This window comes from Methylobacterium sp. R2-1, from assembly GCF_014191355.1.
Classification (GTDB): domain Bacteria; phylum Pseudomonadota; class Alphaproteobacteria; order Rhizobiales; family Beijerinckiaceae; genus Methylobacterium.
The window spans coordinates 35,892-48,559 of record NZ_JACHWM010000016.1 but is presented as its reverse complement, the minus strand read 5'-3'; the positions used below and the strand labels follow the sequence as shown (position 1 = coordinate 48,559).

General features: G+C 69.4%; 8 protein-coding genes. 6 read left to right on the top strand and 2 right to left on the bottom strand.

The window, feature by feature from the left end; all coding sequences use genetic code 11:
* Positions 1-160 precede the first annotated feature (160 nt).
* Positions 161-1,597, top strand: a complete 1,437-nt coding sequence (cls, locus tag FHU13_RS21305) for a cardiolipin synthase (RefSeq protein WP_183437849.1) — start codon at positions 161-163, stop codon at positions 1,595-1,597.
* On the opposite strand, the gene FHU13_RS21300 is transcribed toward cls, so the two are convergent.
* Both FHU13_RS21300 and FHU13_RS21295 read right to left on the bottom strand, forming a co-directional pair.
* Complete coding sequence (locus FHU13_RS21300; protein WP_183437848.1) at positions 1,491-2,267, bottom strand: endonuclease/exonuclease/phosphatase family protein; 777 nt, start codon at positions 2,265-2,267, stop codon at positions 1,491-1,493. The genes cls and FHU13_RS21300 overlap by 107 nt on opposite strands.
* 79 nt (positions 2,268-2,346) lie before the next feature.
* Positions 2,347-3,156 carry an enoyl-CoA hydratase gene (locus tag FHU13_RS21295; protein ID WP_409518521.1) on the bottom strand — a complete coding sequence of 270 codons (810 nt, stop codon included), beginning with the start codon at positions 3,154-3,156 and terminating at the stop codon, positions 2,347-2,349.
* Between the two features lie 133 nt (positions 3,157-3,289).
* Here FHU13_RS21295 and FHU13_RS21290 point away from each other — a divergent pair, with 133 nt between their 5' ends.
* The 5 genes from FHU13_RS21290 (at position 3,290) to tsaE (ending at position 12,665) form a co-directional block, all read left to right on the top strand.
* A complete protein-coding gene (locus FHU13_RS21290) occupies positions 3,290-3,901 on the top strand; it encodes a nitroreductase family protein (protein ID WP_183437846.1) in 612 nt (203 codons plus the stop codon).
* A gap of 141 nt (positions 3,902-4,042) precedes the next feature.
* The gene (locus FHU13_RS21285) at positions 4,043-5,719 is read left to right on the top strand and encodes an AMP-binding protein (protein WP_409518519.1); all 1,677 of its coding nucleotides are present in this window, start codon (positions 4,043-4,045) and stop codon (positions 5,717-5,719) included.
* 736 nt (positions 5,720-6,455) lie between these two features.
* The gene (gene ahcY / locus FHU13_RS21280; protein WP_183437844.1) at positions 6,456-7,862 is read left to right on the top strand and encodes an adenosylhomocysteinase; all 1,407 of its coding nucleotides are present in this window, start codon (positions 6,456-6,458) and stop codon (positions 7,860-7,862) included.
* Positions 7,863-8,356: 494 nt separating this feature from the next.
* Positions 8,357-10,870, top strand: coding sequence for a sensor histidine kinase (locus FHU13_RS21275; protein ID WP_183437843.1), 2,514 nt, complete (start codon positions 8,357-8,359; stop codon positions 10,868-10,870).
* Positions 10,871-11,024: 154 nt separating this feature from the next.
* Positions 11,025-12,665, top strand: a complete 1,641-nt coding sequence (gene tsaE, locus FHU13_RS21270) for a tRNA (adenosine(37)-N6)-threonylcarbamoyltransferase complex ATPase subunit type 1 TsaE (protein ID WP_183437842.1) — start codon at positions 11,025-11,027, stop codon at positions 12,663-12,665.
* The last annotated feature ends 3 nt before the right edge of the window (positions 12,666-12,668 follow it).

Below are 12,668 nucleotides of genomic sequence, written 5' to 3'. Positions count from 1 at the left end.
GGCTTTCGAAAGGCGCGCCCGCCGGCTCGGACCAGCTCACCCTCCGTTCGAGGTTTGTTCTAGCACGCAGCGGCGATTTGTGGAGGGCCGGCTGTTCGCCGCCCCAGGCTTGGCTTATCACCTCGGCCGTTCCCGACAGGGCAGGGCGACAGGCGGACCGGTGGAAGAAGTCCTCACCCGATGGCTCGGCACGACAGCCTCGCTTCGAACCGAGATCGTCGCGGCCATCGGCCTCGTGCTGTCGCTCGGCGTCAGCGTTCACGTACTGCTGCGCAAGCGGGTGGTGGGTGCGGCGATCGGCTGGATCGGGCTGGCGTGGCTCGCACCGGTCTTCGGCACCCTGCTCTACCTCACCTTCGGCATCAACCGGGTCGAGCGGCGCGCCCGGAGGCTGAAGCGGCGTCCCTCGCAGGCCCTCGACGACACCCCGCAGCCCTCTGCCCACGTGCCCGAGCCCTACCACGCCCTCGACCGGGCGGTGCAGGTGATCACCGGCCTGCCGACGGTGGCGGGCAACCGGGTCGCGATGTTCCGCAACGGAGACGAGGCCTATCCGGCGATGCTGGCGGCGATCGGCGAGGCGCACCGCAGCGTCGCCCTCTCGAGCTACATCTTCCGCGATGACGAGATCGGCCGGGCCTTCTGCGCGGCGCTGCACGCGGCGCAGGAGCGGGGCGCCGAGGTGCGCGTCATCCTCGACGGTATCGGCAGCGGCTACTTCTTTCCCGCGGCGTGGCGGCGCCTGCGCCGGCTCGGCGTGCCGGCCGGCCTGTTCATGCATTCCGTGCTGCCCTGGCGGATGCCGTTCCTGAACCTGCGCACCCACAAGAAGCTGCTGATCCTCGACGGGAAGGTGGCCTTTACCGGCGGCGTCAACATCTCCGACGGCAACCGCGTCCGCGAGAAGCCGGACTTTCCGATCCGCGATACCCATTTCCGGATCGAGGGGCCGGTGGTCGAGCACCTGACCCAGGCCTTCATCGCCGACTGGCTGTTCGTCAGTGACGAGGAACTGGAGGGCGAGGTGTGGCTGCCGCCGCTGGCGCCGGCCGGCACGGTCACCGCCCGTGTCGTCACCTCCGGGCCCGACGCCGACATCGAGAAGATCGCGACCGTGATCCTGCAGGTGATCGCCTGCGCAAAACGATCGATCCGGCTGACGACGCCCTATTTCCTGCCCAACGACCTCGTCGTGAACGCGCTTTGCCTCGCTGCGACGCGGGGCATCGAGGTCGATGTCGTCATTCCGAAGGAGAGCGACCATCGCTTCGTGGACTGGGCGACCCGCGGCCATATCGACCCGCTCCTCAAGAGCGGCGTGCGGATTTGGATCGACGGTCCGCCCTTCGACCATTCGAAGGCGATGACCGTCGACGGACAATGGTGCTTCATCGGCAGCGCGAACTGGGACTCGCGCAGTTTCCGCCTGAACTTCGAATTGAACGTCGAGGTCTACGACACCGACCTTGCTCGGACCCTCGAAGCCTTCATCATGGGAAAGCGCCAGTCCCGTCTGACGCTGGACGACGTCGGCGCCCGCCCGCTCCCCGTGCGCCTGCGCGACGCAGCCGTCCGACTGCTTCTGCCATACCTCTGAGCCGCCCGACCGCGACGGCGCCCTCCGATGCGGGCGAGAGGCGCACCACGATCGGGTGATGATCGGACAAGCCGCGCGGCAGCACCGCGCGCTCGTGGCAGACGAGCCCGCGCACGAGGCAGCGGTCGAGCCGCAGCGGCAGCACGTCGACCATGGCGTGGGTCGGCCGCCGGGGGCCGACGTCGCGAAACCCCGGCAACAGGGCCGGGCCGACGATGTTGTAGTCGCCGAGCACCGCCGCACGGACCGGCAAGTGGCTCTCGATCCGCCGGAGTTGGCGCCGGTTCAGCACCTGCCCATGGGAGAGATGCACGTTGGCGACGCCGAACGGGCCCCAGTCGAGCACTTGGCAGACCCGGTCGATCAGCACGCCCGGGGGGAGGGTGACGATCTCGGGCGGCTTCACCCAAGGGGTCGGGCTCCACATCGCCAGCCCGTGGATGCGCCCCGGCAATTGCGCCCAGGCGTAGACGCCGCCGACCCTGTCCTTCAGGGCGGCGATCTCTTTCGTCGCCTCCTGCATCAGCAGCAGGTCTGGCCGCTCCTGCTCGATCAGCGTGACGAGGCAATCCACCGCCGCGCCGGTGCGGCGCAGCAGGTTCCAGCTCACGATTTTCTTCGTGTTCGGACCCGGCTCGGGGAGGATTGGAGGGGAGCGTCTGAGGAGCATGCGAGTCCGTTTGCCCAGGGCTCGTGACGGCTTCAGGGCGGCGCGGAGGCAATGCGCCAGCCGTCGATCGGTTCGCCCGTCAGCGCGCCTTGCGGCTGAGGAAGGCGCCGATTCCCTCTTCCGCCGCCCGCGCCAGCATGTTCTCCGTCATCACCCGGCCGGCATGAGCGTAGGCCTCGGCGAGTGGCATCTCCAGTTGCTCGTAGAAGGCCCGCTTGCCGATCCGCACCGTGTCAGGGCTGCGCGCGGCGATTCCCGCGGCGAGCGCCTGCGCGGCGGCCAGAGCGCCGCCCGCCTCCACCACGTCGTTGACCAGGCCGAGGCGCTGCGCCTCCTCCGCGTCCGCCATGTCGGCGGTGAGCAGCATCCGCAGCGCCGCCTTGCGCGGGAGGTTGCGCGAGAGTGCGACCATCGGCGTCGAGCAGAACAGGCCGATCTGCACGCCCGGCGTAGCGAAACGTGCCTGAGCCCCCGCCACCGCAAGGTCGCAGGAGGCCACGAGTTGGCAGCCGGCCGCAGTCGCGACGCCCTCCACTGCCGCGATCACCGGCTGGGGCAGGGCAGGGATCGCCATCATCACCCCTGAGCACAGCGCGAACAGCTCTTCGAACTGCTTCGCGCCGCGGTCGGCCTCTCGCCGGTAGCCGGTCATCTCCTTGAGGTCGTGGCCGGCGCAGAAGGCGGGGCCCGCCGCCGCCAGCACCACGGCGCGCACGCTCCCGTCCTCCGCCATCGCAGCGAAGGCGTCGCGCAGGGCTTCGAGCAGGGGGAGGGAGAGGGCGTTGCGGGCCTCCGGCCGGTTAAGCGTCAGAGTCGCGACGCCGTCGCGGTCCGCGCGCAACAGGAGGGGGTTCAGGCCGGTCTCGCTCACGGGCATCCTTGTCGGCATCCTCGTTGCGCCGATGTCGTCCACCTTGTTCTCGCGCGCCAGGAGGAAGGCGGCAACATCCCCCTAGCCCGCCCATGGGCACTGCCATACCGTGCGCTGCACCAAAGCCCTGCCAGCCTGGAGACCGCCCCCGGTGACCGAAGAGACGACCCGTCCCATCACTCGCACGCCCGACCAAGCCATCGACCCGATCTTCGCCGAGCGCTGGTCGCCCCGCGCCTTCACCGGGGAGGCGGTGCCGGAGGCCGAGCTGCTCAGGATGTTCGAGGCGGCGCGCTGGTCACCCTCTTCCTACAACTCGCAGCCCTGGCGCTTCCTCTATGCGCTGCGCGGCACGCCGGAATGGGACGCCTTCTTCGATCTCCTGGTGCCGGGCAACCAGAAATGGGCTGAAGGCACCGGCGCCCTCGTCTTCCTCGTCTCGAACAGCCGGATGAAGGTCGGCGACGAGTTCAAGCCCTCCGCCAGCCACTCGCTCGATGCGGGCGCGGCCTCGCTCGCCTTCGCGCTTCAGGCCAACCGGCAGGGCTGGCACGTCCACGGCATGGGCGGCTTCGATCGGGAGCGGGCGGTGACGGTGCTGAACGTGCCCGAGCACCACCGGGTCGAGGCGGCCTACGGCGTTGGGCGCGCCACGCCCTGGGCGGACCTGACCGAGGAGCAGAGGGCCAAGGAGCGCCCGAATGCCCGCCGCCCGATCACCGACTTCACCTTCCGCGGTGGTTTTCCGCAGCGCCAAGACTGAGCGCAGAAGACTGGGTGCAGAAGGCGGATTGCGCCGGTCTGCGCGAAAGCGGACGAGGGAGCCCGGCCAGGCACGGATGTGACGCGGGCAGGAGAAGGGGCGGGGCCGGCGCGGCACCGCCGCAGGTTCGAGGACATTGCCGTGCTGCAGCCGGCCGACACCTACGAAGAGCTCGTTGCGGGTTTCCGCTGGGAGATCCCGGAGCGCTACAACATCGCGGCCGATGTCTGCGACCGCTGGACGCTGACCGAGCCCGACCGCACCGCGCTCCTTGTGCTGGGGGCCGATGACCGGCCCGAGCCGGTGAGCTATGGCCGGCTGCGCGCGGACTCGCTGCGGCTCGCGGCAGCGCTCGCGGCGCGCGGCGTCGGGCCGGGCGACCGGGTGGCGATCCTGCTGCCGCAATCGGCGGCGGTGGTGGTGACCCACTTCGCCGCTTACCGGCTGGGCGCGATCGCGCTCCCGCTGGCCGGCCTGTTCGGCGAGGCGGCCCTGCAGCACCGGCTCGCCGATTCCGGGGCGCGTGCCGTCGTCACCGACACGGCCGGGCTGGCCAAGCTGGAACGGCTGCGCGCGGACCTGCCTGATCTCACCACCATCCTCTCGGTCGATGGCGCTGTCGGCACGGCCGAGGACTTTTTCGCGGTTCTGGAGGGCGCCTCGGAAGGGTTCGAGACGCGGGCAACCGGACCGGACGACCCGGCGCTGATGATCTACACCTCCGGCACGACCGGCCTCGCCAAGGGGGCGCTGCACGGCCATCGGGTCCTGCTCGGCCACCTGCCGGGCTGGAGCGTGATGCACGGCTTCGCGCCTCAAGCGCTCTCCGCCGAAGGGGCCGCCGGTTCGGCGTCCGAGAGCGCGTCCCAAAGAACGGGCACTGGGCTGATGTGGACGCCCTCCGACTGGGCCTGGGCCGGGGGGCTCCTCAACGTGCTGATGCCGTCTCTCCGCCTCGGCATGCCGGTGGTCGCCCGGCCGCTTGGCCGGTTCGAGCCGGAGGCGGCGTTCCGTCTGATGGCGGATCTCGGCGTCACCCACGCCTTCCTGCCGCCGACGGCGCTCCGCATGCTGCGCGGGCTCGCCGACCCGCGTCAGAAATTCGACCTCTCGCGCTTGCGCAACATCGCCTCCGCCGGCGAGGCGCTGGGGGCCGAGACCTTCGGATGGGCACGCGACGCACTCGGCCTCACCATCGGGGAGGCCTACGGCCAGACCGAGTGCAACCTCGTCCTCGCCTCCAGCGCGCGGATCGGCGTGGCGCGGGCCGGCGCGACGGGCAAGCCGGTGCCCGGCCACCGCGTCGCGGTCCTGCGCGAGGACGGAACCGAGGCGGACATCGACGAGACCGGCGAGATCGCCGTGCGCGCGCCCGACCCGGTGCTGTTCCTCGGCTACTGGCGCCAACCGGAGGCGACGGCCAAAAAATTCCGCGACGGCTGGTGGATGACCGGCGACCAGGCGCGGCGCGACGCCGACGGTTACATCCGCTTCGTCGGCCGCGAGGACGACCTCATCACCTCGGCGGCCTACCGGATCGGCCCGGCCGAGATCGAGGCTTGCCTCTCGGCTCACCCGGCGGTGGCGCTCGCCGCCGCGGTGGGCGTACCCGATCCGCTGCGCACCGAGGTCGTGAAGGCCTTCGTCACCCTGCGCGCCGGCTTCTCGCCTTCCGAGGCGCTCGCCGCCGAGATCCTCGCCTTCGCCAAGGCTCGGCTCTCCGCCCACGAGGTGCCGCGGACGCTGGCCTTCCGCGACACCCTGCCGATGACGACGAGCGGCAAGATCATCCGGCGGCAGTTGCGTGACGAGGGGTGACGCAACCCAGAAAATCGGTGCATTTCTGGCGGGAAACTCTTCCGTCCCGGATGCCGGCCCATGAAAGGTAGAACATACATCCTCTCGCTCGGCGCGGCGGTGTTGTTCGCATTGGCGCTGGTGATCGGGGGCCGGTCCTAGTACTCCTGTCGATCTCCGCGGCTCCTCTGGAACCTGCGACGCCACCGCTCCTGCAAGGTGTCACCGCGGCCGGCGGCTGGTTCAGTGAAGGGTGTCAGGATCCTACCGCTGAGAAGATCTTTGCCGATCGACGGGAGGCGGTATCCCCTGACCTCACGTCGCGTCTCGCGACGACCTTTCCAGCAGGCAGCGACGCCGACGCTCTACAGGCAGTGGTACTGACTGAGGGCTTCCGAACAAAAGAGCCTTGTGGGGATGACCCGTCGGTCCATCGGGCTGCCTTCATCCAAGATGGCGGGGGTTTGAGCAGCTTTCCCATTCACGCCGTCGTTGCCTGGAAGCGGACAACGAACGGACAGGTGGTTTGGGTGAAAGGGTTCGTCTCCTATCAGGGCCTATGAACGGGTCTCCCTTCCACGCATCGCTCACCCTGGAATTAAACGCATAAAGACATCTTTATGTCTTGATTGCTCCCTAGAGCGAGCCCTGCTACAGGGATGGCCGACCCGGCCGGGTGAACCGGCCGATGCGCCGGGCCGAAGTGCCGAAACGATTGACCGTTTCGCGCCGGCCACGACTGAAAAGGGATACCGAGATGGCAGCTGCCAACGATTACATCGTCCGCGACATCGGGCTGGCCGATTACGGCCGCAAGGAGATCTCGATCGCCGAGACCGAGATGCCGGGCCTGATGGCGACCCGCGCCGAGTACGGCGCGAGCCAGCCGCTGAAGGGCGCCAAGATCGCCGGCTCGCTGCACATGACGATCCAGACCGCGGTGCTGATCGAGACGCTGAAGGCGCTCGGCGCCGATATCCGCTGGGTGTCTTGCAACATCTACTCGACCCAGGACCACGCCGCCGCCGCGATCGCCGCCGCCGGCATCCCGGTCTTCGCCGTGAAGGGCGAGACGCTGACCGAGTACTGGGACTACACCTCGAAGCTGTTCGACTGGCATGACGGCGGCATGCCGAACATGATCCTCGACGACGGCGGCGATGCCACCATGTTCGTCCACCTGGGTCTCCGCGCCGAGAACGGCGACACCGCCTTCCTCGACAAGCCGGAATCGGAGGAGGAGGAGATCTTCTTCGCTCTCCTGAAGAAGAAGCTCGCGGAGAAGCCGAAGGGCTGGTTCGCGGGTCTGGCCGACTCGATCAAGGGTGTCTCCGAGGAGACCACCACGGGCGTGCACCGTCTCTACAACCTCGCCAAGGAGGGCAAGCTGCTCTTCCCGGCGATCAACGTGAACGACTCGGTCACCAAGTCGAAGTTCGACAACCTCTACGGCTGCAAGGAGTCGCTGGTCGACGGCATCCGTCGCGGCACCGACGTGATGATGGCCGGCAAGGTCGCCATGGTCGCGGGCTTCGGTGACGTGGGCAAGGGCTCGGCCGCTTCGCTGCGCAATGCCGGCTGCCGCGTGCTCGTCTCCGAGATCGACCCGATCTGCGCCCTGCAGGCGGCGATGGAGGGCTACGAGGTCGTCACGATGGAAGACGCGGCGCCCCGCGCCGACATCTTCGTGACCGCGACCGGCAACAAGGACATCATCACCATCGAGCACATGCGGGCGATGAAGGACCGCGCCATCGTGTGCAACATCGGCCACTTCGACAACGAGATCCAGGTCGCCGGTCTGAAGAATCTCAAGTGGCAGAACATCAAGCCGCAGGTCGACGAGATCGAGTTCGCCGACGGCCACCGCATCATCCTCCTCTCGGAGGGCCGCCTGGTGAACCTCGGCAACGCGACGGGCCACCCGTCCTTCGTGATGTCGGCCTCCTTTACCAACCAGACGCTCGCCCAGATCGAGCTCTGGACCAACCCCGGCAAGTACGAGCGTCAGGTCTACACCCTGCCCAAGGCCCTCGATGAGAAGGTCGCGGCGCTGCACCTCGAGAAGATCGGCGTGAAGCTCTCGAAGCTGCGCCCCGATCAGGCCGCCTATATCGGCGTGCCGCAGACCGGCCCGTTCAAGCCCGAGCATTACCGCTACTGATCGGGGTTCGAGCACCCGGCACCTTCGCAGCAAGCCGGGTGCCCGACCCGATCGGGCTCAACAGCAAGATTCGCGAGAGAAGCCCGGCCCACGGCCGGGCTTCTCTCGTTTTGCCGGACGCTCGTCGCCAGCGCCGGCCGGCAAGGGCGGCTCCGGCGAGATTGTTTTCCCGGCGACGCCGAACGCGGGACGGCAGATCTCGGTACCCTCCGGCGCGCCGATCATTCTTAAGAATTCGTCAAGGGGCCATTTCGGTAGTGTGGCTTTTGGGTGCTGTGCGCCGCCGGAATGCAGGGCGCACCCGTCCGGGGCCATAAAGGCGCTTCCAGCCGGAATCGACCCCGCGTTACAGTGGCGCGAATCTTCGGAAGCAGGTGCCCGCGCGGCGGCGGCAAGCCGGACGCGACGGCAGGCATTTGCCCGGCGCTTTCCGGGAGCTTTCCAGGCCGTGGGCGCAAGCTCCGCGGAGCGCCGGGTATGGGTGGGGGCGGGACATGGGTCTGGAACGGGCGGCGCGCGTTCTGTCGCGCGTCTGCGTCCTCGTCGTCGCGGCGCCGGTCGCGGCACTCGCCGAGGGCGCTCCGTCCATCGAGGCGAGGCCGATGCTGGGAGCGATGCAGACGCACAACGTTGCCGGCCTCGCCGTCGTCCTCGGCCTCATCCTGTTCGCGACCATCCTGTCGCTGGTCTACCTGCGCGAGCGCGTCGGCTGGATGCGCAAGGAGCGTGCGCTTCAGGACGAACTCGCCCAGCTCCGCGGCGCGCACGACCGTGCCGAGATGCTGCTCCATTCCGAGCGCCAGGTTCTCGTCACCTGGGCAGGGCGGGGCGAGCCGACGCTCGTCGGCGATGCGGGCTTCGCCCAGGATCTTCGGACTCAGGACTCGCGTGGGATCCAGGGCGGCTCCCGGCACCTGCTGACCTTCGGCACTTGGCTCACTCCCCAGGACGCGCAGCTTCTCGAGGCGGGGGTCGCGACGCTGCGCGAGCGCGGCACCGGCTTCCGGATGAACCTGCGCAGCCTCGCCGGGCGATACATCGAGGCGCAGGGGCAGGCGGTGGGCGGCCGGGCGCTGCTGCGCCTGCGCGAGACCACCGAAGAGCGCCGCGAACTGATCGAGCTGCGCCACACGCTGGACGAGACCAAGCGCGGCTTCAGCGCGCTCGCCAGCCTGCTCGACGCACTTCCGCAGCCGGTCTGGCACCGGAGTCCGGAGGGGGCGCTCGCCTTCGTCAACGCCGCCTACGCCGCCGCCGTCGAGGCCCCGAGCCGCGAGGCTGCCCTGAACCACGGCCTGGAACTCCTCGACCGCGGCGCCCGCGAGCAGATCGCCCGCCAGCCGCGCCGGCCCGGCCTCGTTCCCCAGCCCTTGCGCCTCTCGGCAGTCGTGGCGGGCGCGCGCCGCACTCTCGATGTCAGCGAGAGCACCCTGGAGACCGGCCGCGTCGGCATCGCCGTGGATGTCTCGGAGCTGGAGAGCGTGCGGGCCGACCTGCAGCGGCAGATGGATGCCAACGTCCGCACCCTCGACCAGCTGCCGACCGCGGTGGCGATGTTCGACGCGCGCCAGCGCCTGATCTTCCACAACGCCGCCTACCAGCGGCTGTGGGATCTCGACCCGGCCTTCCTCGAAGGCCGCCCGCTCGATGGCGAGATCCTCGACCGGCTGCGTGCCGCCCGCAAGCTGCCCGAGCAGGCCGATTTCCGCTCGTGGAAGACCGATGTTCTGGCTGCCTACCGCGCGGTCGAGCCGACCGACACGCCGTGGTACCTGCCCGACGGACGCACCCTGCGCGTCGTCGCCGACCCCAACCCGCAGGGCGGCCTGACCTATCTCTACCACGACGTCTCGGAGAGCATGAAGCTCGCCTCACGCTACGACGCGCTGATGAAGGAGCAGGCCGAAACGCTGGAAGCGCTCAAGGAGCCGGTGGCGGTGTTCGGCGCCGACGGGCGCTTGACGGTCGCCAACCGCGCCTTCGCCGCGACCTGGCGCCTCGATCCGGCGACGCTCGCGGGCAAGCCGCATGTCGATGCGGTGATCGCCGCCTGCCGGGCGCTGACGCCCGACCAGAGCCCATGGGCCGGCATCCGCCAGTCGATCACCGGCCTCTCCGAAACTCGGAGCGGCCATGGCTGCCGCCTCGACATCAACGACGGCACGGTGCTCGACTGCTCCTCGCAGCCCCTGCCGCTCGGCGCGACGCTGCTGACCTTCATCGATGTCACCGCGAGCGCCAATGTCGAGCGCGCGCTGACCGAGAAGAACGACGCCCTGGAGCGCGCCTCGCAGCTGCGCGACACCTTCGTCCACCACGTCTCCTACGAGCTGCGTTCGCCGCTCACCAACATCATCGGCTTCACCCAACTTCTCGGCGACGAGACCGTCGGCGCCCTCAACGAGCGCCAGCGCGAGTATTCCGAGCACATCATGCGCTCGTCCGCCGCGCTGCTGGTCATCATCAACGACATCCTAGACCTCGCCTCGATCGATGCCGGCTCGCTGGAACTCCAGCGCGAGACCATTGACGTGCGCTCCACCGTGGAGGCCGCCGCCCGCGGCATCGAGGACCGGCTGGCGGAATCCGATATCGGTCTCGACCTCGATGTGCCGGAGGACATCGGCAGCGTCTTCGCCGACGGCAAGCGGGTGCGCCAGATCCTGTTCAACCTGCTCTCCAACGCCGTTGGCTTCTCCGCGCCCGGCCAGCAGGTCCGCGTCGAGGCGCGGCGCGAGGGCACGGCGCTGAGGCTGACGGTGATCGACCGCGGCCGCGGCATCGCGCCCGAAATCATCGACCGGGTGTTCGACCGTTTCGAGAGCAACACGCTGGGCACCAAGCACCGCGGCGTCGGCCTCGGCCTCTCGATCGTGCGCTCCTTCGTCGAACTGCACGGCGGCCGCGTCGAGATCCATTCGGCGCCGGGGGCGGGCACCCGCGTCACCTGCCTGTTCCCGGTCGAGACGCCGCCGGGCAATGACGAACTCGCCGAGGCCGCCGAGTAGGAGCGGGCCTTCACGGGATTGGGATGAGGTTGGCTTCGGTCGCAGGGCGGGGCTCACCGCTTGTGCCGAAAACGGTTAAACATCCCCCGCTAGGATGGTTGAGGCTTAACCCTGATCGGGTTGGCTGTTCGCGGCTTTGCGGAGGATTGGGGCGTTGAGCGAGGTTCCGGACAGCACGGCGGGAAGCCCGCGGCCCGGCCCGTCGCAGGGTGAGGCTCAGCCGGCATCAGCGACGCCATCCGCTCCGCGGCGCGCCGCCTGGGAGGTGCTGCTGCCCGAGGAGGGCGCGACCGAGGACATGGCCGCCTTCCTGGCCGGTATCCTCATGCCCGGTGACCTCGTGGCCCTGTCCGGCGGGCTCGGAGCGGGCAAGACCACGCTCGCCCGCGCGATGATCCGCGAACTCGCGGGTGATCCGCGGCTCGAAGTGCCGAGCCCGACCTTCACCCTGATGCAGCCCTATGAGACCCGCTCCGGCCGAACGGTGATCCACGCCGACCTCTACCGCTTGCGCGGGCCGGACGAATTGGTGGAACTCGGCTTCGACGAACTCTCCGAGACCGCGATCACCTTGGTCGAATGGCCGGAGCGGCTCGGCCTGCGCGACAACCCCACGCTTACCGTCGAACTGTCGCTCCGGGCGGAGTACGGCGAGGAGGCCCGTCTCGTGCGGATCGACGGCACGGGCGACATGCGCGAGCGCCTGGAGCGTGCCCGCGCCATCCGGGCGCTGCTCGCCCGCAGCGGCTGGGACGAGGCCGAGCGGGTGCTGATGCAGGGCGACGCGTCGTCCCGCGCCTACGAGCGGCTGGTGAAGCCGGGCGGCGAGACCGCCGTGCTGATGATCTCTCCGCCCCGGTCCGACGGACCGCCGGTCAAGGACGGGAAGCCCTATAGCGCGATCGTGAAACTTGCCGAGAGCATCCATGCCTTCGTCGGCATGGACCGGGCGCTGCGCGCGATCGGCTTCTCCGCACCGAAGATCCTGGGCGAGAACCTGGATGCCGGACTGCTGATCCTGGAGGATCTCGGTGCCGAGCCGGTGATCGAGAATGGCGCGCCGCGGCCGGAGCGCTACGCCGAAGCCGTTCGGCTGCTGGCCAAGCTGCATGCCACCGACCTTCCCGCCGCCGTGCCGGTGAGCGAGGGGATCGACCACGTCATTCCGCCCTACGACCTTGAAGCCCTGCTGTTCGAGGCGGATCTGCTGCCCGAGTGGTACGCGCCGGCGATCCGCGGCACGACCCTGTCACTGGCGGCGCGCGGCACCTTCCGCGACCTGTGGGCCGAGGCGCTGAAGGACCTGATCGCCGAGCCCGCCACTTGGACGCTGCGCGACTATCATTCGCCCAACCTGATCTGGCTTGCCGAGCGAACCGGGCTGGAGCGGGTGGGCGTGATCGACTTCCAGGATGCGGTGATGGGCCATCCGGCCTACGATGTCGCCTCGCTGCTTCAGGACGCCCGAGTCGACGCCAGCGCCGATTTCGAGCTGCGGCTGCTCGGCCTCTACATCCGCGAGCGCCGCGGCCGGGATATCGGCTTCGACATGCAGGCCTTCGCCCGCGCCTATGCGGTGCTGGCGGCGCAGCGCGCCACCAAGATTCTCGGCATCTTCGCCCGCCTCGACAAGCGCGACGGCAAGCCGGGCTATCTCGCCCACCTGCCGCGCGTCGAGGGCTATCTCGCGCGCAACCTCGCCCATCCGGCGCTGGCGCCCTTGAGGGCGTGGCACGAGACCCACCTGCCGAGCCTCGTTGCGCCGCGGCCGGACATCGACCTCGCCGCGCCCTGAGCG

What these genes read in the sequence shown, in the direction of transcription:
- FHU13_RS21275 (WP_183437843.1), top strand. Translation starts at nt 8,357, where the DNA reads ATGGGTCTGGAACGGGCGGCGCGCGTTCTGTCGCGCGTCTGCGTCCTC.
- FHU13_RS21300 (WP_183437848.1), bottom strand. Translation starts at nt 2,267, where the DNA reads ATGCTCCTCAGACGCTCCCCTCCAATCCTCCCCGAGCCGGGTCCGAAC.
- ahcY (WP_183437844.1), top strand. Translation starts at nt 6,456, where the DNA reads ATGGCAGCTGCCAACGATTACATCGTCCGCGACATCGGGCTGGCCGAT.
- FHU13_RS21295 (WP_409518521.1), bottom strand. Translation starts at nt 3,156, where the DNA reads ATGCCGACAAGGATGCCCGTGAGCGAGACCGGCCTGAACCCCCTCCTG.